Raw genomic sequence first — 20,890 nt, 5'->3', positions numbered from 1 at the left:
GTTCAGGTTGACGGTGGCAATGCGGGAAGGGACCCGGCCAAGCCTCGGTCTCGCCAGCAGGCGGATCAGGATTCCGACGGTATCCTTCCCGCATTCACTCTACACCACCCCGAACACACAGGATTCCGGTGACGAGCACAGGAATGACGATGGCAAAGGCGATACTGCAATTCTCCGGCGTCGAGGTTGGCATAACCCTCGATGCCGTCATTCCTGTGCTCGCCTGCCCCCGTGCTTGTCGCGAGGGTCACAGGAACCCAGGCCTCACGGTCTCAACATCGCATCCGGCATCGACATGCGGGCCAACCGTTCCGGCCAATTCAAAGGGCGTTGACCCTCTAGCTGCGTCCTTTGAGGATCGCGCCGACGATGCCGGTCAGGATCGCGCCGCCGCCGGCGCCGCCGAGGGCGCTGCCCAGCAGGCCGCCCATGCCGCCCGTCGCGCCGCCAGCGGCAACATCCGCGCCACTGCCGAGTAGAGCCCCGAGCAACTGACCGCCCGCCACTCCGCCGATGGCGCCGCTGAGAATTTTGGGCAACTGGCCCATCGCCGCCTGCTTGAAGGCCGCACCGACCGCTTGTCCGCCGACCACGCCGGCGATTACCTGTATGAGGATTGGGAGAAGAGCTTCCACGTCATTTCCCTCCATACGTCCGGCACGAAACGCCGACACGAAGATGGAGCGCGCGAATCAAGGCAAAGTCAAAAGGACGACACGTCCCCCGCCAATAAAAGCGGGGGAAAAGCTACCTGTCGCGGAGTAGAGCGGGAACGCTTACTCGGCTGCGACGCGCTTTGGCTGTACTTCCGCCGCGTAGTCGTTCATCAGCGTGGCCGAAATTTCGCCCGGCGTGAAACGGTACGGCCCGACTTCCGAAACCGGTGTGACTTCCGCCGCCGTTCCGGTCAGGAAGCATTCCGAAAATCCGTCCAGTTCCTCCGGCATGATCACGCGCTCGTTGATCTTGAGGCCGCGCCGACGCGCAAGTTCGATCACTGTGCGGCGCGTAATGCCATCGAGGAAGCAGTCCGGCGTCGGCGTGTGCAACTCGCCATCCTTGACGAAGAAAACGTTCGCGCCGGTCGCCTCGGCGACCTGTCCGCGCCAGTCGAGCATCAGTGCGTCGGCATAGCCCTTCGCCTCGGCGGCGTGCTTGGAGAGCGTGCAGATCATATAGAGACCGGCGGCCTTGGACTTCGACGGCGCGGTGCGCGGATCGGGCCGGCGATATTCGGCCAGATCGAGGCGGATGCCCTTGAGCTTCTGCTCGGGATCGAAATAGCTCGGCCACTGCCAGATCGCGATCGCGCAATTGATGCGGTTCGACTGCGCCGACACGCCCATCATTTCCGATCCGCGCCATGCGATCGGTCGGACATAGGCGTCGGAAAAGCCCTGCTTGACCAAGAGTTCACGGCACGCACCATCGATCTCCGCAACCGAATAGGGAATCTTGAAGCCTAGGAGCCGTGCGGATTCGTGCAGGCGCTCGGTGTGCTCGGTCAGCTTGAAAATCTCGCCGCCATAGGCGCGCTCACCCTCGAATACGGCGCTCGCATAGTGCAGACCGTGCGTCAGAACATGCACCTTGGCATCCGCCCATTTGACGAATTCGCCGTTCATCCAGATATGGCCGTCCAGTTGGTCGAAAGGAACGGATGCCATGAAAACCTCCCGCGGGCCGGCGGCCCTTTCGGTCTAGAGCTGAAATCGCAGTCCTTGGCTGCACTTCTGCCAGAATGATCCGATGCCGGGGCAAAATGAAGGAAATTCCGTGGAAATCCGCTCTCACTTGCCTTTTCGTTCGTCAATTGGCGAAAAGATTGGCAAAAGTTACAAGCCCGTGCAATTTATGTCAACAAAGCTGACATAAATTTTGCACTGGGTTACGCTCGACGCGACGAAAACCAATGCCGCATGGAAAACGATCTCATGAACGATGAACTCGAACAGGCGATCCGTACGCCGCTGACCGCCAACGACGGCATCGATTTTTCCCTGATCGAACTCTTCTTCTTCGCCTATCGCGACTTCACGTCCGATCCAGACCAGATATTGGAGACCTACGGCTTCGGCCGCGCGCATCATCGCGTGGTCCACTTCGTCAACCGGATGCCGGGCCTCACCGTGGCCGAACTTCTCGACGTGCTGAAGATCACCAAGCAGAGCCTTGCGCGCGTGCTCAAGCAGCTTATCGACATGGGATATGTCGTCCAGATCCAGGGGCTGCGGGACCGGCGGCAGCGCGAGCTTTATCCGACGTCGAAGGGGCGCGAACTGGCGCTGGCGCTGGCCGCGCCACAGTCCCGCCGCATCGCAGGCGCACTCGATGATCTTGAAGCGGACGATCGTGCCGTCATCGAAGCTTTCCTGAAGTCGATGGTCGACCCGCATCTGCGCCCGCAGATCGACAAGCTTCCCGGAAGCGTAAGCGGGCAGGATGGAAATGCCACGCGGACGAACTAGGTTATGGGCGGATTATCGAAGGAAACATCCATGAGCGAACCCTCTTCCATCCCCGACGACGACGCCCCGCATCTTCTCGTCGTCGACGACGACACGCGTATCCGAAACCTGTTGCAGCAATTCCTCGGCGAGAACGGCTTTCGCGTGACCGTTGCCGATTCGGCCGACGAGGCGCGGCGCAAGCTGGCGGGGCTCGATTTCGACTTGATCATTCTCGACGTGATGATGCCCGGCGAAACGGGCGTGGAACTGACGAAGTCGCTGCGCGAGGAAAAGGACGTTCCGATCCTCATGCTGACCGCGCTGTCCGAGACCGACAGCCGCGTCGAGGGCCTGGAAGCGGGTGCCGACGATTATCTGCCCAAGCCGTTCGACCCGCGCGAACTGATCCTGCGCGTCAACGCGATCCTGCGCCGCGGCGGCCCGCAGACGACGCCCAAGGTCGAGCAGATCGTGTTCGGACCCTACACATTCCAGATCACGAGGCGCGAGTTGAAGCGCGGCGGCGAGCTTTTGCGCCTTACCGACCGCGAACAGGAAATCCTCGTCATGTTCGCCGAGCGCGCGGGCGAGACGATCCCACGCTACGAACTGGTCGGCGACGGCTCCGAAGTGGGCGAGCGCACCATCGACGTGCAGATCAACCGCCTGCGCCGCAAGATCGAAAAGGACCCGTCGAACCCGATCTGGCTGCAGACCGTGCGCGGGGTCGGCTACAGGCTGAGCGTGGAATGACGCGGCGAACGATCGTTCCGGCCGCACTGCGCCCGGTATACGACCAGTGGCACTTCGCGCCCGCCGTCGTCGCGAACGGCTTCGTCTTCTGTTCGGGCATCGTGGGCACCAGCATCGACGGCGAAGCACCGGATCTTGCAGGTCCCGGCGCGCTTGCCGGAGCGAAACGATCCGCCGATGCGAATGCACCTTTGGCTGCGCTCGTCGCGGTCCGCGACCCGCAAGCCCAGTTCGCGACAGCCTTCGAGGCACTACGCGCGATCCTCGCCGAGGCAGGCGCGACGCTGGGCGACATCGTCGAACTGACGAGTTATCACGTCGATATCGGGACGCACATGGGCATTTTCATAAAGGTCCGCGATCTCTATCTCGCCGACCCCTACCCGGCCTGGACGGCGATCGGCGTATCCGAACTCATCGTACCCGGCGGACTGGTCGAACTGCGAGCGGTCGCGGCTGCGCCAAAGTGACGTTTGAGCTTGGCCGCGCCGTGGCCTAAAGTCGGCACCGAGACAGGGACCGGCATGGCAAGTTCTGACATTACCCAACAGACGAATGAGACGGCGGATCGCCCCGATCCGACCTTCAGGGAAAGCGCATCTTCCTTGTGGCGTCACATGTCCCGCCGTTTTGCGCGCTATATGCCCAAGCGCCTTTATGCGCGCTCGCTCATCATCGTCATCGCGCCGATGATCCTGTTTCAGTCGGTCGTCGCCTTCGTCTTCATGGAGCGTCACTGGCAGACGGTCACGCAGCGCCTGTCGGCAGCCGTCGTGCGAGACATCTCGGCCATCATCGACATGATCGAGACCTATCCGCCGGGCGACAATTACGCCAATGCGATCCGAATCGCGCAGGACCGGCTGGGCCTGAAGATCGACTTATTGCCACTCGACCCTCTGCCCGCACCGGGGCCGAAGCCGTGGTTCTCCATCCTCGACAATTCGCTGAGCCAGGAGATCAACCGGCAGATCAGCCGGCCCTTCTGGCTCGATACGGTCGGCAATTCCAACGTGGTCGAAATCCGCGTGCAATTGCAGGACAGGGTTCTGCGCGTTTTCGCACGGCGCAGCCAGGCCTATGCATCGAACACGCATATCTTCCTTTTGTGGATGGCCGGCACCTCGCTCGTGCTGCTTTCGATCTCGGTGGCCTTCCTGCGCAACCAGATCCGCCCGATCCTGCAACTGGCCGAGGCTGCCGAAAGCTTCGGCAAGGGACGACCGATGCCGACCGACTTTCGTCCGCGCGGGGCCGACGAGGTGCGCCGCGCCGGTACCGCCTTCATCCAGATGCGCGAGCGCATCGAGCGCCAGATCGAGCAGCGTACGACGATGCTGACCGGCGTCAGCCACGATCTGCGCACCATCCTGACACGCTTCAAGCTGCAACTCGCGCTTGCCGGATCGAAGATGGACACCGCCCCGATGGAACGGGACATCGACGATATGCAGTCGATGCTGGAAGGCTACCTCGCCTTCGCACGCGGCGACACTTCGGAAGAAACCGGCTTTTTCGACTTCGAGGAATTCCTTGAAAAGCTGGAGGCCGAAGCAAAGCTCAGGAAGCGCAAGCTCACCACCAAGCTGGTCGGCAGACCGTCGATCACCGTGCGCCCGATCGCGTTCTCACGCCTCATGAACAACATCGTCGGCAACGCTTTCCGCTATGCCAAAAAGGTCGAGGTGACGGCGACGCATTCGGCCGGCTCCCTGCGCATCGTCGTCGACGACAACGGACCGGGCATCCCTGAAGCGCGCCGCGAGGACGTGTTCAAGCCGTTCGTGCGTCTCGACGAAGCGCGCAATCAGGATGCGAGCGGCACCGGTCTCGGCCTGTCCATCGCCCGCGGCATCGCGCGCACGCATGGCGGCGACATCACGCTTACCGACAGCCCGCTCGGAGGATTGAGGGCGGTGATCCGACTGCCGGCGTAAGCGACCGGATGCTTTGCCTTACGATCAGCCGTAAAGGCCTGGATTCCTGTGACGAGCACAGGAATGACGGATGCTGTTATGTTCGTGCAAATCGCGAAGGCTGACGGTTGGCCTTAAACGTTGCGCCGTCATTCCTGTGCTCGTCACAGGAATCCAGGCCTCGACAGTTCGGCCAAGCGCAACGATCCCGAAAAATCAGAACAGCCGGCCGCCGTCAGGCACCCTCTTATCGATCGCACCCAGCACGACCTCGCCGTCCTCGTCGGGAAAACCCAGCGTCAGCACCTCGGACATGAATTTGCCGATCTGGCGCGGCGGGAAGTTGACAACCGCCATGACCTGCCGTCCGACGAGCTCGTCCGGTTCATAATGTTTGGTGATCTGCGCGGACGTCTTCCTGATGCCGATCTCGTCACCGAAATCGATGCGAAGCTTGAACGCGGGCTTGCGCGCCTCGGGAAAGGGCGCGGCCTCGATGATCGTGCCGACACGGATATCGACCTTGTCGAAATCGTCGAAAGTTATCTCGGGTTTGCGCTCGGTGCCGCTCGACATGGAACTCAGGCATTGCCCTTGGTTTCGAACAGCACGTTCGCCAGCGCATCCCTGGCGCTCGACCCGGACCAGACGACGAACTGGAACGCGGGAAAATAGCACTCGCAGGCTTCGAGCGCGGAGTGAAGCAGTACCTCGACCTGCTGGCTGGTCGGCTCCGCGCCGCCCGAAAGCAGCAGCGACTGGCGGAACATGATCGCGCCTTCCTGCTCCCAAAGATCGAAATGGCCGAACAGCATCTGCTCGTTGATCAGCGACAGGAGCCGCATGACTTCCAGCGTGCGGTTTTCCGGCACCTTGATGTCGAACGCGCAAGCCAGATGAAGCGCCTCGAAATCCTCCATCCAGGAGAACGAGACGTGGTAATCCGTCCAGCTTCCGGCCACCGAGATCGCGATCTCATCCGATCCCGTGCGCTCGAACGACCATTCGTTGGTGTTCGCGACATGCTCGATCACATCCACCGGATGCAGATCGCGGGCGATATCGAGTTCAAGAAGGCTCATCAAAATCTTTGCTTTCCCGTTCTGCCCCGCCGCGCGTCGCGCCGCCGGAACCCGCCCCAAAGCGGACTGAAATCTCATGTTCGGCCGGACGATTCACACCCGCCCCGCCGCCTGCGCGTGACCGCAGCGCTCGAAGGCGCTTCCGAATCATGCTGTAGATTCAGTCTATTGAAGCCGAGTCCCGTGAACAGCCCCTTTCGGGTTCAGGGCCAGAGCAAGATGTGGATAGTCGGCGGGAGGCAAAAATGAAGGAAGGCTTAAGCGATTCACGGAAAAGGTGTTTTCAGGCTTTGCGCCTGTGGAGAACCACGCCCGCAATCCTTGTGCGAAACTTGCGCCACCGTGACGCAAGGGCAATTTCAGACCGCAGGATCGGACGGCTTGTCGCCGAAACGCGCTTCGAGCGCCTCGATTCGCGCGGCGAGCTTTTCGTTTTCGGCCCGCGCTTTCAGCGCCATTTCGCGTACCGCCTCGAATTCTTCGCGCTGGACGAGGTCCATCGAATTCAGGATTCGTTCGGCTTGGCCGCGAAATGCCGTCTCGAATTCACGGCGCACGCCCTGCGCGGCGCCTGCCGCATCCGTCATAAGCTTGGCGAATTCATCCAGAATGCGATTAGGGCCGGTCGACATGATCTCAACTCCGCTCGAATGTTTGGTTTGAGGTAGTCGCCGCCCGGCCCGATTGCAAGCGCAAGCGATATGCTCGTCAGACCGACAAGGTCATCTCAGCCGCCCGTTTTTCGGCGGCCGAAATTTTCACGGACTTTTTCCATCCAGTCGAAGACACGGCCGACCGCTTGCTCACCGCCGCCCAGCCAGCCCGACAATTCGCTTTGCGCCTTGTCGCGCCCGGAACCGTCTCGCTCGGGAAGCGGCGGCAGGATATGCGCGAAATAGGTATTGTCGAGAAGCCGGTGGAGAAGGCGCTCGCCCGGAAACGGCTCCTCATTGTTGAGCGCCCGTGCAGCCTTGAGAAGCGTTCTGATATCGTATTGAACGGGGCTGATGTCCGGCACCTGTTTGCGAAGGCCAAGCAGAGTGTAGACGCCTACGCGCGCGGTCCGGATCGAACTGTCCATCGTGAAGATGATGTCGTTCGACGTTTCCACGAACTGCCCCATCAAAGCCAGATTGGTGCAGCCCGCCGGCACGACATGCGGCCGGTCGCCCGCCGCACGCGGCATGAACATCGCGGTGATGTAGGGCATGAGCGCAAGACGCGCCTTGGTGTTGGCGACAACGGCGTCGACCTGATCCTCGATACCGAGGTGGTAGCAAAGTTCGGCGATGATTTCCCGCCCGGTGCAGGCCGGCATCGGCTTCTTCACATGGTTTCCGTCCTTGTCCATCAGCAGTGCGTAGACCCATACGACGAGAACGTCGCCCGGCTGATCCGGGAAGTGCGGCTGGCGGTTGCAGGTGAAACTGAGGACCCAGTTTGAATCCGTGAACGTTATGATGCCGCCGGTCGCGGTCTTGCCCGAATAGGGATCGTTCACCGACAATTCCTTCAGCCTGTCCACGAATGGCGAGGGCTTGCAAGTGAGCGTGACCGACTCCCACATCGACTTTTCGGTGTCGCCGTAGAATTTTTCCGGTTTACCGAAGACCGGCGATTTCTTCGCCAGATTCTTCCACAGCATCCAATCGCTCGCCTCGCCGGGTTCGTGGCGACCGCGCTCAAGCTTCGGAGCCGTTTCCATATCGCCATAGGCAGTGCCTTCGGTCATCGAGCCGGTCAGGGCGAAAACGACGTCATGCGCCCCGACGGCGATCACTTCGTCCTTGCCGTCGATATTGGCCCGGATACCCGTAACCGTTCGCGTATCGCCCTCGGTGCTGAAATCGAGATCGTGGGCGCGGGTGCCGAACCGAACCTTGACACCCTTTTTCTTCAGATGCTCGACCAGCGGCCGCACGAAGCTGTCATATTGATTGTATTTCGGGAAGATCAGGGCCGACATGTCCGTGAGCCCATCGAGAGCGTCAAGGAAGCGGTGCATGTAGAGCTTCATTTCGAGCAGGCTTTGCCAGTTCTCGAAGGCGAACATGGAGCGCCACAGATACCAGAAATTGGTTTCGAGGAATCCGGCGCTGAAATATTGCTCGATGGTGATGTCGTCGAGTTCTTCCTTGCGCTTCAAGAGCAGCTTGATGAGTTCCCATTGCTGCGAACGCGACAGACCCAGCGTCGAGAAATCGCGAATCTGGCCCTGCTTGTGCATCAGACGGGCTTTTGAATAGTTCGGGTCGTTGTCGTTGACGAGCCGATACTCGTCGAGGACGCTGTAGCCCTCGGGCAGTTCCAGCGCCTGAACGTCCTGGAACATGTCCCACAGATTGTCGTAATTCCAGTTCATCTCCCGGCCACCCCGGATGATGTAGCCGTCATCGGGATTGCCCGCGCCGTCAAGCGAGCCGCCCTCGATGTTCATCGCATCGAGAATGGTGATGTCCTTGCCGTCCATGCCGCCATCGCGGATCATGTAGAACGCTGCTGCAAGGCCGGCGATGCCGCTGCCGATAATCCACGCCTTGCGGCCCTCGACCTTGTTTTCGATCACGGGACGATTGCGCATATAGGCGCCCATCATGTCCGGCGGCGGCAGGGTGTTTTCGGGCCGGTGATGCCAGTAGCCGGAGGTGGTGTCGTTCTCGACGTTGAAAGGTTTACGATCGTCAGAGAAGGAAGATTTCGCGCTGGTCATGCAAATTCACCTTTCGAGCAATTTTCCCCACCACAACATTTGCAAGCAACTCACCAGATTTCTACTGTCGTTTTCGTGACAGCGTTAAAAATTCTTGGCGAACATCCTGGCGAAAACGCACCGCATGATCTTCGCCTTGACCGGCGCGACACCCCCGCGCCATATGTGCCGACGCATCCACCGGGGAGCATCTCTTGCCCGACTATCTCGCCTTGCCGATTTCCGCCCTCGCCTTTCCGAACATCGACCCGGTCATCGTCCAGGTCGGGCCGCTGGCGATCCACTGGTACGGGCTGGGCTATGTCGTCGGCATCCTGTTCGCCTGGTGGTATGCCCGCCGCCTGATCGCGACGCCCGATCTGTGGCCGAACGACACCGCGCCGATCAAGCCGGTCGACATCGACGATTTCCTGATCTGGGCGGCGGCGGGTGTCGTTCTCGGCGGGCGGATCGGCTACATGCTGTTCTACGACTTCGCGCGCTATGCCGCCAATCCGCTCGAGGCGCTGGCGATCTGGCAGGGCGGCATGTCCTTCCATGGCGGGCTGGCCGGTGTCACCATCGCCATGATCCTCTTCGCGCGACGCAGGGGTTTTTCCACCTTCAGCCTGTTCGACGTAATCGCCGCAGGTGCGCCGGTCGGCCTTGGGCTGGTGCGCGTGACGAACTTCATCAATTCCGAACTCTGGGGTCGTCCAACCGACGTGCCGTGGGCCGTCGTGTTTCCCAATGGCGGGCCGTTCGCGCGTCATCCGAGCCAGATCTACGAAGCGATTCTCGAAGGGCTGGTGCTGTTCGTCGTTCTCTTCGTGCTTATTCATAAGGGCAAGGCGCTGAAGCGGCCGGGCACCGTCGCGGGCGTATTCATCGCCGGCTATGGCCTGTCGCGCATCATCGTGGAGTTCTTCCGCGAGCCGGACGCCCATATCGGGTATCTCGCGGGCAACTGGCTGACGATGGGCATGGTGCTTTCGGTGCCGCTCGTTCTCGTCGGACTGTGGGCGATCCTGCGGGCGCGCAAGGCCGCGTGAGCCTCGAGCGCCGCATCGCGGAATTGATCGCCGAAACGGGACCGATCCCCGTTTCGCAATTCATGGCCATGTGCCTGTTCGATCCGACCGACGGTTATTACACGACACGCGAGCCGTTCGGCGCAAAGGGTGATTTCATCACCGCGCCGGAAATCAGCCAGATGTTCGGCGAACTGGTCGCCATATGGCTCTACGCGGCGTGGCAGGCGCAGGGCGCGCCGAGCAATGTGGTCCTTGCCGAGATCGGTCCGGGACGCGGCACGCTTATGCGCGACATGAAGCGCACATGGGCGCGGCTGCCGGGCGCGGGCGACGTGCGGACGGCGCTGATCGAAACCAGCCCACGCCTCACCGCGATCCAGAAGGAGACGCTGGGCGAAACTTCGGCGAAATGGCATCGTGACATGGCCGAACTGCCGGACGCACCGCTCCTCATCGTCGGCAACGAATTGTTCGACGCCGTGCCGATCCGCCAGTTCGTCAGGACGGCGCAAGGCTGGCGCGAGCGCTGCATCGGGCTTGGCGAGAACGGCGATCTTGCTTTCGTCGCGGGTGCAGGAACCATCGAGGCCGATCTGCTGCCACCGGACGCGGCTGAGGCGAAAGACGGCGCGATCTTCGAGGTTGCGCCGGCACGCACGGCGTTGATGCAAGGTATTTGCGAACGAATCGCCGCACAAGGTGGAGCCGGGCTTTTCATCGACTATGGGCACCTTGCTCCCGGAATCGGCGACACGTTGCAGGCCATGCGCGCGCATTCCCATGTCGAGATGCTTGCAAATCCCGGACAGGCCGACCTGACGAGCCATGTGGATTTCGCGGCGCTCGCGCTCACCGCGAAGGCCGCAGGGCTCGAAGCGCGCGCGACGACGCAGGGTGAATTCCTGATCGGGATGGGGCTTCTCGAGCGGGCCGGCCAACTGGGAGCGGGCGGCAACGATGCCTTGCGCGAACGGCTGAGCGGCGAGGTCGAGCGGCTGGCAGGCCCCGACCAGATGGGGGCGCTGTTCAAGGTGTTGATGGTGAGCAGAGACCTGCAAGGATTGCCGCCGGCTTCGGCTGCCGATTGACACCACCCCCGCCCTCCCCCACCATCGCGCGCGATTTGCGGGTATGACGAGGATGGGTCGCCTGTAAGCGACTGCCAGCAAAAAGGTTTCTGGATGCTCGATTCAACGCGACCGGACCCGGTACGGTCCGATCTTATGGACGAACTCGCCCCAAACGGAATCCGGCATGGTTTCTTCACCAGACGAGGCGGCGTTTCGCAAGGCATCTATGCCGGCCTGAATGTCGGCTATGGCTCGTCGGACGACCGTGAGGCCGTGAAGGAAAATCGCAGCCGCGCTGCAAGATGGCTGAACGTTTCGGACGACCGACTCGCGACGGTGCATCAGGTTCATTCGGCCGATGTCGAGATCGTCGATGCCGCCCTGCCCGTCGATGAACGCCCGAAGGCGGATGCGCTCGTCACGGCCACGCCGGGGCTCGCGATCGCCATCCTGACGGCCGATTGCGGGCCGATTCTCTTCGCGGACGGTCAGGCGCGGGTGATCGGCGCGGCCCATGCCGGCTGGAAGGGCGCGCTCCATGGGATCGCCGAAAACACCGTCGCCGCCATGGAAAGCCTGGGCGCGAAGCGCGAGAACATCCACGCCGTTCTCGGCCCCGCGATCAGCGCGGCGAACTACGAGGTTGGCCCCGAATTCATCGTGCGCTTCATTGAGGCGGACCTTGCGAATGACGTCTATTTCAAGTCGTCGGGCAAGGACGGCCATGCGCTTTTCGATCTGAACCGATATACGCTCGACCGGCTGGCGCGTGCGGGCGTTGCGGTTGACCATGCCGCGCGCTGCACCTATGCGGAGCCGGACAATTTCTATTCCTATCGGCGGACGACACACAGGCAGGAGCCGGATTACGGCCGCCAATTGTCCGCTATCGTCCTGGAGACCTGAAGAATGGCGCTGCATTTCGACAGAACCGAATTCGATTCCCGGCGCGACCGCCTCGTGATCGAAATGGCCGACCGCAAGCTCGATGCCATCGTCCTGTTCGCGCAGGAAAGCATGTACTGGCTGACCGGTTACGACACGTTCGGCTTCTGTTTCTTCCAGTCGCTGGTGGTCAAGGCCGACGGTTCCATGGTGCTTTTGACACGCTCGGCTGACATGCGGCAGGCAAAACACACCTCGATCATCGAGAACGTGATCCTGTGGACCGACCGCGACAAGGCCGATCCGACGGTCGATCTGCGCAATCTTCTCAACGATCTAGACCTACTCGGTTGCCGCATCGGCGTCGAATATGACACGCACGGGCTGACCGGCCACAATGCGCGCCTGCTGGACGAGCAGTTGAAGACATTTGGCAAGATCGAGGACGCATCCGATCTCGTCTCGCGCCTGCGCCTGTTCAAGAGCGCGGCGGAAATCAAGAAGGCGGAGCGCGCGGCCGCACTATCGGACGAAGCCTTCGAGGCGGCACTTCCACTGATCAAGCAGGGCGGCGACGAAGGCGCGATCCTGGCCGCCATGCAGGGCGCGATCTTTGCCGGTGGCGGCGACTATCCGGCCAACGAGTTCATCATCGGCTCGGGCGCCGACGCGCTTTTGTGCCGCTACAAGTCCGGCCGGCGCAAACTGACCAAGAACGACCAGCTTACGCTCGAATGGTCGGGCGTCTTCGCGCATTACCACGCGCCGATGATGCGCACCGTTCTCGTCGGCAAAGCGACCAAGCGCCACCAGGAACTCTACGAGGCCGCGCATGAGGCGCTGACGGCCGTGGAGCGGGCCATGGTGCCCGGCCAGACCTTCGGCGACGTGTTCGATGCCCACGCGAAAGTCATGGAAGCGCATGGCCTGACGCGGCATAGGCTCAACGCCTGCGGCTACTCCGTCGGCGCGCGGTTCACGCCGTCCTGGATGGACAAGCAGATGTTCTTTGCAGGCAATCCGGAGCCGATCGCACCCGACATGACGCTGTTCGCACACATGATCATCATGGATTCGGATTCGGAAACGGCGATGACGCTCGGCCGCACGTATCTGACGACCGACGGCGCGCCGCGTTCCTTGTCGCGGCTCGATCTCGACTTGATCGTCCAATGATTGCATAATCGCGCGGCGATACGGGGGCGGCGATGAAGCTTTGGCAGGTGATCGGGATCGTTGGTGCGTCGGCGCTGGCCGGCTGCACGAACACGACCGCGGTGCAGCCAACCGCCCTTACCAGCATGCAGCAACGGGCGGTCGATGCCGCAACACCTGGCGGCCAGCAGACGGCGGCATTGACGCCGGCAAGCAATCCGCAACTCACCATCACGCCGGGCGTCGGCGCGCCCGACACGGCCATGGCGCCGCTCAATGCGCGCCTCGTCTCCCGCGCGCGCGAACTCGGCATTCCGCTCGCCGCCTCGCCGACCGGCGAGGGGCTGACGATGAAGGGGTACTTCTCCGCCTTCACCGAAGGCGCGCAGACGACGGTGATCTATGTCTGGGACGTGATCGACGCCAGCGGAAACCGGCTGACGCGCATTCAGGGACAGGAACGCGCCCCACGCGTTACGGGCGAAGGCTGGGCAAGCGTCGAGCCGCAGGTGATGGACCGCATCGCGGACCAGACGATCGACGCCTATGCCTCCTGGCTTCTCGCACGCGCCGGTTGAAACCCACCGACAAGGCGCGAAAGCCACAATTGAATCGCCCCCAAAGGGTTGCAATCGCGCCGCTTGCCGGTAAAAGGCCGGTCAAATCCTTTGCCGGGGACATCTCTGCATGAAGCTTTTCGCGGGTAATTCAAACCGGGTGCTGGCCGAGGCCGTCGCCCGCTACCTGAACATTCCGCTCGGAAAAGCGAGCGTGCGCCGTTTCGCCGATCAGGAAATCTTCGTCGAGATCCAGGAAAACGTGCGCGGCGAGGATGTCTTCATCCTCCAGTCGACCTCCTATCCGGCAAACGATCACCTGATGGAAATGCTCATCATGATCGACGCGTTCCGCCGCTCGTCGGCGCGGCGAATTACGGCCGTGATCCCCTATTTCGGCTACGCGCGGCAGGATCGCCGCGCCTCGGGCCGCACGCCGATCTCGGCCAAGCTCGTCGCCAACATGATCACCCGCGCCGGCGTCGACCGCATCCTGACGCTCGACCTGCACGCAGGGCAGATTCAGGGCTTCTTCGATATCCCGACCGACAATCTCTTCGCTGTGCCGGTTCTGGCGCGCGACGTGAAGGCGAATTATTCGCTGCCCAACACGATGGTCGTCTCGCCCGATGTCGGCGGCGTCGTGCGTGCCCGCGCGCTCGCCAAGCGCATCGATTCCATGCTCGCCATCGTCGACAAGCGCCGCGACCGCCCCGGCGAATCCGAGGTGATGAACATCATCGGTTCGGTCGAGGGCAAGGACTGCCTGCTGATCGACGACATCGTCGATTCGGGCGGCACGCTGTGCAATGCGGCCGACGCGCTGCTCGCCAACGGCGCGACCAGCGTGACTGCCTACATCACCCACGGCGTGCTTTCGGGAGGCGCTGCGGCGCGCATCACCGGCTCGGCGCTGAAGGAACTGGTGATCACCGATTCGATCCAGCCGACTTCAGCCGTCGAGGCCGCGCACAACATCCGCGTCGTCTCCATCGCGGATCTGATCGGCGAAGCCATCTCGCGCACGGCATCGGAAGAGTCGGTTTCGAGCCTGTTCGACTAACGACGCACCGGATATTTCAGGCTCTGGTGCCGCTTCCACGCAGCCTTGAACCGCTTTAGAGTGAAGCTGTTCAACTGGGGGAGCCACGCGCGGCTTGAACGAATGATGCATGTCGTCTGCGCAGCCGATCGTGCGTTTCTTCGCCATGTACCGGTCATGTTGTCTTCGCTGACAGCCCATAGCTCGACGCCTTTGCGGGTCTCGGTTGTCGGGATGGACTGGAATGATCGTGACAAGAGGTGTATCGAAGCCGCCCTTCCCGATCTGGCGATCGAATTTCTCAGTCCACCCCTCTCGGTCCTCGAGGGCCTGTCGCACAAGGCGATGCTGTCGCCGATGGCCTATGCACGGATTCTCATGGCGGAACTGGTGGACAGCGACCGGTTCCTCTATCTCGATATCGATATGATCGTTCGCTCGGACGTCGCCGAGCTTTGGGCGACTGAACTCGGTTCGTCCCCGGCAGCCGCCGTCTTCCACGACGACAAGCTCAATTCCGGCCTGCTGCTCGTCAATGCCCGCGTCTGGCGGGAGCGCGAGCTGACCGCGCAGATTCTTGAATGGGCGCGCGTTCATCGACCGCGTGAAGCCGATCAGGAATCGATCGAAGCGGTGATCGGGCCTGAAATCCAAAGGCTCGATCCGCGCTGGAACCGGCTTGTCGACCCGTTCTGGAGCGCGCAGGCGCTGGCCACGCCCCAGTACCGGGAGAATGCGAGAATTCTTCACTTCATCACCGGCTTCAAGCCCTGGAATTTGGGGCGTTGGTTCTTGTCCAAAGCCTATGTGGACGAGTGGAGACGGTTCCGAAAGCCGACCGGTCTGCCGGTGATCTGGGCCTACGAGATCAAGACATTGCTCTGGCAGATACAGATGCTTTTCCGGCTTTGGCTTAAACGCTGAACAGCAATAGCCACGCCAGTCCGGCGGCGCTGGCTGCGGCCAGCACTGCGATCAGATTGACGCGCAGCGCAAGAAGCGCGACCGCCGCACCGGCGGCGATGATGGCGGCGGCGGGATCGAAGCTTGCCGGGTCGGGCAGGAGCAGACGAAACGGACCTGTCTCGACTTCGTCCAGCGTGCCGAAGAGCACATGCAGGCCGAACCATACCGCCAGATTGGCGATGACGCCGACGACGGCGGCCGTGACGGCCGAAAGCGCGGCGGCAAGCCGTTTCGACTGCCGGATCGTCTCGACATAGGGGGCGCCGGCGAAGATGAAGAGGAACGACGGTGCGAAGGTGAACCAAAGCGCGACCAGTGCGCCGGCAAGCCCGCCCGCCACCGGATCGAAGCCGGACAGGCGCGCGCCGCCAAGAAAGCCCACGAAGGCCAGGACGAGAACGAGCGGACCGGGCGTGGTCTCGGCGAGGCCGAGCCCCGTCAGCATCTCGTCGGGGCGCAGCCAGCCATAGATTTCGACCGCCTGCTGGGCGACATAGGCAAGCACGGCATAGGCGCCACCGAAGGTGACGGTCGCCATCGCCGAGAAGAACAGCGCTTCCTGCGCGAAGACGTTTTCCCGGCCCACCGCGACGACGATCAGCGCCAGAGGCGCGAGCCAGATGCCGAGCCACAAAAGCGTGGTGCGCGCGAACCGCGCGGCATCGGGTCGTGCATGGTCCGGCAACGGCCCGAGTGTGGCTTCGTCGTCCACCTGCACTTTGCCCGAAAAGAACATGGCGCCGATCAGCGCGGCGGCCAGGATGACGATCGGAAACGGAATCTGCAAAAGCGCAATGGCAACGAACGCCATCACCGCGACCACGACCTTCCCCGTCCCCTTGAGTGCCCGGCGGGATACTTTGACGAGCGCGTCCAAAACGATGGCGATCACTGCCGCCTTCAGCCCGAAGACGAGGCCCTGGACGACCGTCACCTCGCCGGCAAGGAAATAGACGATCGATAGCGCGACGATGAGAACCGCGCCGGGAAGGAGGAAAAGCAGCCCGGCCAGAAGGCCGCCTGCGGTGCCGCGCAGGAGCCAGCCGGCATAGGTTGCAAGCTGCATCGCCTCCGGCCCCGGCAGGACCATGCAATAATTCAGCGCATGCAGGAACCGCGCCTCCTCCAGCCAGCCGCGCTCCTCGACCAGTTCGCGGTGCATCAGCGCGATCTGCCCGGCCGGTCCACCAAAGGACAACAGCCCGATCTTGCCGAATACCCGGAAAAGCTCGTGAAGCGATGGCTGCAGATGGGTGGTCAAGAAAACGCCCTCATGTTCCGCCTGCGTAGCCGAGCACAGATGACGGTTCAATGACGAAGCCGGCCGTTCTCCAGAACGAGTTCGCGTTCCACCCCGATCGCATCAAGAAAATCGCGATCGTGGCTGACGACGAGAAGCGCACCGATGAAGTCCCGAAGCCCGTCTTCGACCGCAGCGATCGAATCGAGGTCGAGATGATTGGTCGGCTCGTCGAGGATCAGAAGTTCGGGCGCGCTCGCCCCGCCCGCCGAACAGGCAAGCCCCGCGCGAAGGCGTTCGCCGCCGCTCAAATTGGCGGCGCGCATCAATGCGTCGTCGGCGCGGAACGCATAGCGCGCAAGCGCCGTGCGGGCGTCATGTTCGGTGGCGTGCGGATTGAGGCGCACGAAATTGTCGAGGATCGACAGCGACGGATCGAGGATCGAGACGTGTTGGTCGAGCATCACCATGCGGTCAGTGCGGTGGACCGCTCCGAAGATCGGCGCAAGATCACCCGCGATGACGGCGAGCAATGTCGACTTGCCCGAACCGTTCGGCCCTGTCAGTGCGATCCTTTCCGGCCCGACGATGGAAAAGCCGATCCCGTGGATGATTGGCGTATTGCCGAAGCCGGCAGTGATGCCGTCAAGAGACAGGATGGTGCGGCCGCCGTGAACGCCGGCCTCGACTATGCCGGCGGCGAATGGCGTCGTCCTCTCGATGCGCGAACGGGCATCGCTGAGCGAGTCGGCGGACTCGGCTTTCAGCCTGTCGCCCAATCGCCTGCCGCGCCCGGCCGTGCCCTCAGCGCGCTGCTTGCGCGCGTCGAGCAGGATCTTTGGGTCCGAACTGCCGCGCCGCGACCGTCTTCCGCCCGCGTCGCGCCGCTCCTGTCGCTCGCGGATGATTTGCGCCTTGCGTTCGGCCTGACGCATCCGCTGCTCGGCGCTTTGCAGATTCGCGTCAGCGGCGGCGCGCTCGGCATCGCGCGCGGCGCGATAATCGTCATAATTGCCGCCATATAGGCGCGCACCGAGCGTCGAAAGCTCGACGATCCGGTCCACGCGGCGCAGCAACTCGCGGTCATGGCTGACGACGACGGCACCGCCGCGCCATTTGCCCAGAAGATCGAGAACGAGTTGGCGGCCCTCCGAGTCGAGATTGTTGGTCGGCTCGTCGAGCAGGATAAAGTCCGGCCGGTCGAAGACGAGCGCGGCAAGCCCTGCGCGCGTCCGCTGGCCGCCGCTGAGTTCACCGATCGGCGTTGCAGGATCGATGCCGGTCAAGCCGAAACTTGCAAGCGCAGCGTCAAGCCGCGCCGGCAACTCCCAGTCGATCCCGGCAAGCTCGTCCATGTCCGCCGCACCCGCGACGGCCCGGTCGATCGCAGCCAGTTGTTCACCGACACCGAAAAGGGACGCGAGCGTACCACCGGCCTCGCCGACATTTTGCGGGAGGGCGCGCACGACGCCGTGGCACGAAACGGAACCCGAATACGGAATGACATCACGGGCCAGGATCGCCAACAGCGCCGACTTGCCGACGCCGTTGCGACCGACGAAGCCGGTGCGCTCGGCACCGAAGGACAGATCGAGATTTTCGAAAAGCGTGCGCCCGTCAGGAAGACGATATGAAAGGGCATGGACGGAAAGCGAAGGCATGGAACACCGGGCGAACAGTTGCGAAGCGGGCGAGTGGGGCGCGCGTCGTGTCGTTCATCGGTGAGACCGTCCTGTTGAAGTTTCCGTTCTGTCCGCCAGATAGGCCGGAGCGAGGATGTGTTCAAGCCGTGCCCGTCATATGCCTGTTGGAGTTGGCGGGCAGGCTGGTCAGAAAGCTGGGTGAGGATCATGCGAAAAATGTTTGCGATGGCATTCGTGATGGCGCTTTCAGGTGGCGCAGCGCTCGCGCAGGAACCAGCACCCGAAGGGTACAACCGGATCGACTTGATCCGGCCCGATGCGCCGGAACTCAGCGCGCATGGAGACCTGCCGATCGGCGTGCGCACGATCGAGGCGACCAATCCGGACCAGCTCGACATCGTCGACATGGCCGCCGGCGGCGAGCCGCGCTACGACCGCACGCTGACGCTGGAAGTCTGGTATCCGGCCGCCGAGGGCACTGGCGACCAAGGCACCTACAGCACGTTTTTGCGTGACGGCGAGACGGAGGTGACGCTGACCGGCCGCGGCGTGCGCGACGCGGAACCGGCGGCAGGTGGCCCCTACCCGCTCGTCATCATCTCTCATGGCTATCCGGGAAACCGATTCCTTATGAGTCACCTGGCTGAAAATCTTGCGACGAAAGGTTATGTGGTCGCGGCGATCGACCATAAGGATTCGACCTATAACGACCAGGCCGCATTCGGCTCCACACTGATCAACCGCCCGCTCGACCAGCTTTTCGCGCTGGATGAAATCGAACGCCTGAGCGGGGCGGACGGCGACTTCCTGTCGGGTCTGGTCGACACGCAGAACACCGGCCTGATCGGTTACTCCATGGGCGGTTACGGCGCGGTCATCACGGCGGGCGGCGGCGTGACGGAAGCAGCGGTCGGCTATCCGAACCTGACCCCGCCCGGAACGCTCGCCATCCATCAGGCCGGTTCGGACGAACTCACGGCGCGCGCCGACGAACGCATCAAGGCCGTCGTCGCGATTGCGCCATGGGGCCGCCAGCGCGGTTTCTGGGATGCGGCCGGCATGGAAGGCATCACCACGCCGATCTTCTATATGGCCGGTTCCGTAGACGACGTCTCCGGCTACGCGGATGGGGTGAAGGCGCTCTACGACGAGACGGTGAATGCCGAGCGCTATCTGCTGACCTTCGAGAACGCCAACCATAATGCGGCAGCGCCGATCCCGGCACCTGCCGAAAGCTGGGCGATATCGGATAAGCTTGGCTATGCGCCCTTCGATCACTACGCCGATCCGGTCTGGGACACGGTTCGCATGAACAATATCGCCCAGCATTTCGTGACGGCGTTTTTCGGCGAGCATGTGAAGGGCGACGAGGCGATGGGGGACTATCTCGACCTTGTCGAGAACGCGTCGGACGGCCTGATCGCGCGCGACGACGCGGGTGAACCCACGCAAGAGCACACTTACTGGAAAGGCTTTGCCGACCGCACCGCCGCCGGCCTTTCGCTGATGCAAGCCGCACCCGGACCATGATGCCGAAAAGTGGGAACCGGTTTTCGGGCAACATCATGGTCCAACTGCATGATCAGGCGGCGGCGCGGAAATAGGCGCGCGGCGCCGTGCCGAGCATGCGTGAAAACATGGTGGTGAAGGCAGGCACGCTGTCATAGCCGAGATCGAGGGCGACCGTCGTCACGCTTTCGCCCTCGGCAAGGCGCGGCAACGCGGCGAACACGCAGGCCTGCTGGCGCCATAGGCCGAGGTTCACACCCGTCTGGCGCTGGAAAAAGCGGGTGAAGGAGCGCCGGCTCATGCCGAGCGCGGACGCCCATTCGTCGATTGCGATGGCATGGGCGGGCTGCGCCAGAAACGCGCGGCAGAGCGCCAGAAGCCGCCGGTCGGACGGAAGCGGCAGCGCAAGCGGGCGTTGCGGCAGACGCGCGATCTCCTCCACCAGAAGCCCCATCGCGAGTTCGTTGCGGCGCGAGCCTGTGGCAGCAATGTCCGCTTCGACCGCGACGGCGACGAGTGCGCGCATCAGGTCGGTCATCGCGAGCACGGCGAGATCGCGCGGTGCTTCACCCGCCGCTTCGGGTCGCAGATAGACCGAGCGCATGGCAACCGCCCCCATCATCTCGACCGAATGCGCCATGCCCACCGGAATCCACATCGCATGTTCGGGTGGGACCATCCAGCGACCGGCCGCGCTCGATACCAGAACGACGCCGCTGCGTGCGTAAAGAAGCTGCGCACGCTCATGGCTGTGCGAGGGCACGACGTGCCCGTCCGCATAATGCGAGGCGCGCCCCACGACGATCGCCTCGGCGTCGTCGAGCAGGTCGAGGCTCCTGCGCCATTCGGGATCGATCTCGGCATAAGGTGGCATGATTTTTGGCCCGTTCGCGTAAGAA

Annotated in this window: 21 protein-coding genes; 12 read left to right on the top strand and 9 right to left on the bottom strand. The window is 62.8% G+C overall.

Annotated elements, in window-relative coordinates; all coding sequences use genetic code 11:
* Positions 1-338 precede the first annotated feature (338 nt).
* A complete protein-coding gene (locus tag GTW25_RS19545) occupies positions 339-635 on the bottom strand; it encodes a hypothetical protein (protein WP_252913964.1) in 297 nt (98 codons plus the stop codon).
* Between the two features lie 141 nt (positions 636-776).
* Positions 777-1,667 carry a branched-chain amino acid aminotransferase gene (locus GTW25_RS19540; RefSeq protein WP_252913963.1) on the bottom strand — a complete coding sequence of 297 codons (891 nt, stop codon included), beginning with the start codon at positions 1,665-1,667 and terminating at the stop codon, positions 777-779.
* Between the two features lie 267 nt (positions 1,668-1,934).
* Here GTW25_RS19540 and GTW25_RS19535 point away from each other — a divergent pair, with 267 nt between their 5' ends.
* The 4 genes from GTW25_RS19535 (at position 1,935) to GTW25_RS19520 (ending at position 5,140) form a co-directional block, all read left to right on the top strand.
* A complete protein-coding gene (locus tag GTW25_RS19535; protein ID WP_252913962.1) occupies positions 1,935-2,468 on the top strand; it encodes a MarR family winged helix-turn-helix transcriptional regulator in 534 nt (177 codons plus the stop codon).
* A 3-nt stretch (positions 2,469-2,471) separates the two neighbouring features.
* Complete coding sequence (locus GTW25_RS19530) at positions 2,472-3,203, top strand: response regulator (protein ID WP_372493256.1); 732 nt, start codon at positions 2,472-2,474, stop codon at positions 3,201-3,203.
* Entirely contained in the window at positions 3,200-3,673 is a 474-nt protein-coding gene (locus tag GTW25_RS19525; RefSeq protein ID WP_252913960.1) for a Rid family hydrolase, read from the top strand. Before GTW25_RS19530 ends, GTW25_RS19525 begins: the two co-directional genes overlap by 4 nt.
* 147 nt (positions 3,674-3,820) lie before the next feature.
* Positions 3,821-5,140 (top strand): ATP-binding protein, encoded by a 1,320-nt coding sequence (locus GTW25_RS19520; protein WP_252913966.1) that lies wholly within the window; start codon positions 3,821-3,823, stop codon positions 5,138-5,140.
* A 195-nt stretch (positions 5,141-5,335) separates the two neighbouring features.
* Here GTW25_RS19520 and GTW25_RS19515 read toward each other — a convergent pair whose 3' ends face one another.
* From GTW25_RS19515 to GTW25_RS19500, 4 genes are all read right to left on the bottom strand, one after another.
* On the bottom strand, positions 5,336-5,695 hold the full coding sequence (locus GTW25_RS19515; RefSeq protein ID WP_252913959.1) for a tRNA-binding protein: 360 nt from the start codon (positions 5,693-5,695) through the stop codon (positions 5,336-5,338).
* 5 nt (positions 5,696-5,700) lie between these two features.
* The gene (locus GTW25_RS19510; protein WP_252913958.1) at positions 5,701-6,201 is read right to left on the bottom strand and encodes a type III secretion system chaperone family protein; all 501 of its coding nucleotides are present in this window, start codon (positions 6,199-6,201) and stop codon (positions 5,701-5,703) included.
* Between the two features lie 359 nt (positions 6,202-6,560).
* The gene (locus GTW25_RS19505) at positions 6,561-6,833 is read right to left on the bottom strand and encodes an accessory factor UbiK family protein (protein WP_252913957.1); all 273 of its coding nucleotides are present in this window, start codon (positions 6,831-6,833) and stop codon (positions 6,561-6,563) included.
* A gap of 95 nt (positions 6,834-6,928) precedes the next feature.
* Complete coding sequence (locus GTW25_RS19500) at positions 6,929-8,911, bottom strand: oleate hydratase (RefSeq protein WP_252913956.1); 1,983 nt, start codon at positions 8,909-8,911, stop codon at positions 6,929-6,931.
* A 194-nt stretch (positions 8,912-9,105) separates the two neighbouring features.
* Between GTW25_RS19500 and lgt the strand changes: the two genes are divergently transcribed.
* From lgt to GTW25_RS19465, 7 genes are all read left to right on the top strand, one after another.
* Positions 9,106-9,942 (top strand): prolipoprotein diacylglyceryl transferase, encoded by an 837-nt coding sequence (lgt, locus tag GTW25_RS19495; RefSeq protein WP_252913955.1) that lies wholly within the window; start codon positions 9,106-9,108, stop codon positions 9,940-9,942.
* Complete coding sequence (locus tag GTW25_RS19490) at positions 9,939-11,012, top strand: class I SAM-dependent methyltransferase (RefSeq protein ID WP_252913954.1); 1,074 nt, start codon at positions 9,939-9,941, stop codon at positions 11,010-11,012. The genes lgt and GTW25_RS19490 overlap by 4 nt, the downstream gene beginning before the upstream one ends.
* Before the next feature lie 93 nt (positions 11,013-11,105).
* Complete coding sequence (gene pgeF / locus GTW25_RS19485; RefSeq protein WP_252913953.1) at positions 11,106-11,900, top strand: peptidoglycan editing factor PgeF; 795 nt, start codon at positions 11,106-11,108, stop codon at positions 11,898-11,900.
* Between the two features lie 3 nt (positions 11,901-11,903).
* Complete coding sequence (locus GTW25_RS19480; protein WP_252913952.1) at positions 11,904-13,055, top strand: M24 family metallopeptidase; 1,152 nt, start codon at positions 11,904-11,906, stop codon at positions 13,053-13,055.
* A 32-nt stretch (positions 13,056-13,087) separates the two neighbouring features.
* Entirely contained in the window at positions 13,088-13,612 is a 525-nt protein-coding gene (locus GTW25_RS19475) for a hypothetical protein (RefSeq protein ID WP_252913951.1), read from the top strand.
* Positions 13,613-13,721: 109 nt separating this feature from the next.
* The gene (locus GTW25_RS19470; protein ID WP_252913950.1) at positions 13,722-14,654 is read left to right on the top strand and encodes a ribose-phosphate pyrophosphokinase; all 933 of its coding nucleotides are present in this window, start codon (positions 13,722-13,724) and stop codon (positions 14,652-14,654) included.
* Between the two features lie 102 nt (positions 14,655-14,756).
* Positions 14,757-15,557, top strand: coding sequence for a glycosyltransferase family 8 protein (locus GTW25_RS19465; RefSeq protein WP_308206275.1), 801 nt, complete (start codon positions 14,757-14,759; stop codon positions 15,555-15,557).
* Here the strand turns inward: GTW25_RS19465 and chrA are convergent.
* Positions 15,547-16,860 carry a chromate efflux transporter gene (gene chrA, locus GTW25_RS19460; RefSeq protein ID WP_252913949.1) on the bottom strand — a complete coding sequence of 438 codons (1,314 nt, stop codon included), beginning with the start codon at positions 16,858-16,860 and terminating at the stop codon, positions 15,547-15,549. The two genes, GTW25_RS19465 and chrA, sit on opposite strands and share 11 nt — an antisense overlap.
* Before the next feature lie 47 nt (positions 16,861-16,907).
* Positions 16,908-18,500: an ABC-F family ATP-binding cassette domain-containing protein gene (locus GTW25_RS19455; protein ID WP_252913948.1), complete on the bottom strand. Its 1,593-nt coding sequence runs from the start codon at positions 18,498-18,500 to the stop codon at positions 16,908-16,910.
* A 189-nt stretch (positions 18,501-18,689) separates the two neighbouring features.
* Between GTW25_RS19455 and GTW25_RS19450 the strand changes: the two genes are divergently transcribed.
* Positions 18,690-20,012 (top strand): alpha/beta hydrolase family protein, encoded by a 1,323-nt coding sequence (locus GTW25_RS19450; RefSeq protein WP_252913947.1) that lies wholly within the window; start codon positions 18,690-18,692, stop codon positions 20,010-20,012.
* Positions 20,013-20,064: 52 nt separating this feature from the next.
* On the opposite strand, the gene GTW25_RS19445 is transcribed toward GTW25_RS19450, so the two are convergent.
* Positions 20,065-20,865 carry an AraC family transcriptional regulator gene (locus tag GTW25_RS19445; protein ID WP_252913946.1) on the bottom strand — a complete coding sequence of 267 codons (801 nt, stop codon included), beginning with the start codon at positions 20,863-20,865 and terminating at the stop codon, positions 20,065-20,067.
* Positions 20,866-20,890: the final 25 nt, after the last annotated feature.

It is taken from the genome of Aliihoeflea aestuarii (assembly GCF_024105665.1).
Taxonomy (GTDB): Bacteria; Pseudomonadota; Alphaproteobacteria; order Rhizobiales; family Rhizobiaceae; genus Aliihoeflea; species Aliihoeflea aestuarii.
Note: the sequence above shows the minus strand (reverse complement) of the source record. Positions and strands in the feature narration are given on the sequence as shown.

Coding starts and splice junctions, on each gene's coding strand:
- GTW25_RS19535 (WP_252913962.1), top strand. CDS start 1,935: ATGAACGATGAACTCGAACAGGCGATCCGTACGCCGCTGACCGCCAAC.
- GTW25_RS19515 (WP_252913959.1), bottom strand. CDS start 5,695: ATGTCGAGCGGCACCGAGCGCAAACCCGAGATAACTTTCGACGATTTC.
- GTW25_RS19470 (WP_252913950.1), top strand. CDS start 13,722: ATGAAGCTTTTCGCGGGTAATTCAAACCGGGTGCTGGCCGAGGCCGTC.
- GTW25_RS19455 (WP_252913948.1), bottom strand. CDS start 18,500: ATGCCTTCGCTTTCCGTCCATGCCCTTTCATATCGTCTTCCTGACGGG.
- GTW25_RS19475 (WP_252913951.1), top strand. CDS start 13,088: ATGAAGCTTTGGCAGGTGATCGGGATCGTTGGTGCGTCGGCGCTGGCC.
- GTW25_RS19450 (WP_252913947.1), top strand. CDS start 18,690: ATGCGAAAAATGTTTGCGATGGCATTCGTGATGGCGCTTTCAGGTGGC.
- GTW25_RS19500 (WP_252913956.1), bottom strand. CDS start 8,911: ATGACCAGCGCGAAATCTTCCTTCTCTGACGATCGTAAACCTTTCAAC.
- GTW25_RS19445 (WP_252913946.1), bottom strand. CDS start 20,865: ATGCCACCTTATGCCGAGATCGATCCCGAATGGCGCAGGAGCCTCGAC.
- GTW25_RS19540 (WP_252913963.1), bottom strand. CDS start 1,667: ATGGCATCCGTTCCTTTCGACCAACTGGACGGCCATATCTGGATGAAC.
- GTW25_RS19530 (WP_372493256.1), top strand. CDS start 2,472: ATGGGCGGATTATCGAAGGAAACATCCATGAGCGAACCCTCTTCCATC.
- GTW25_RS19510 (WP_252913958.1), bottom strand. CDS start 6,201: ATGAGCCTTCTTGAACTCGATATCGCCCGCGATCTGCATCCGGTGGAT.
- GTW25_RS19480 (WP_252913952.1), top strand. CDS start 11,904: ATGGCGCTGCATTTCGACAGAACCGAATTCGATTCCCGGCGCGACCGC.
- GTW25_RS19465 (WP_308206275.1), top strand. CDS start 14,757: ATGATGCATGTCGTCTGCGCAGCCGATCGTGCGTTTCTTCGCCATGTA.
- GTW25_RS19520 (WP_252913966.1), top strand. CDS start 3,821: ATGTCCCGCCGTTTTGCGCGCTATATGCCCAAGCGCCTTTATGCGCGC.
- GTW25_RS19505 (WP_252913957.1), bottom strand. CDS start 6,833: ATGTCGACCGGCCCTAATCGCATTCTGGATGAATTCGCCAAGCTTATG.
- GTW25_RS19525 (WP_252913960.1), top strand. CDS start 3,200: ATGACGCGGCGAACGATCGTTCCGGCCGCACTGCGCCCGGTATACGAC.
- pgeF (WP_252913953.1), top strand. CDS start 11,106: ATGCTCGATTCAACGCGACCGGACCCGGTACGGTCCGATCTTATGGAC.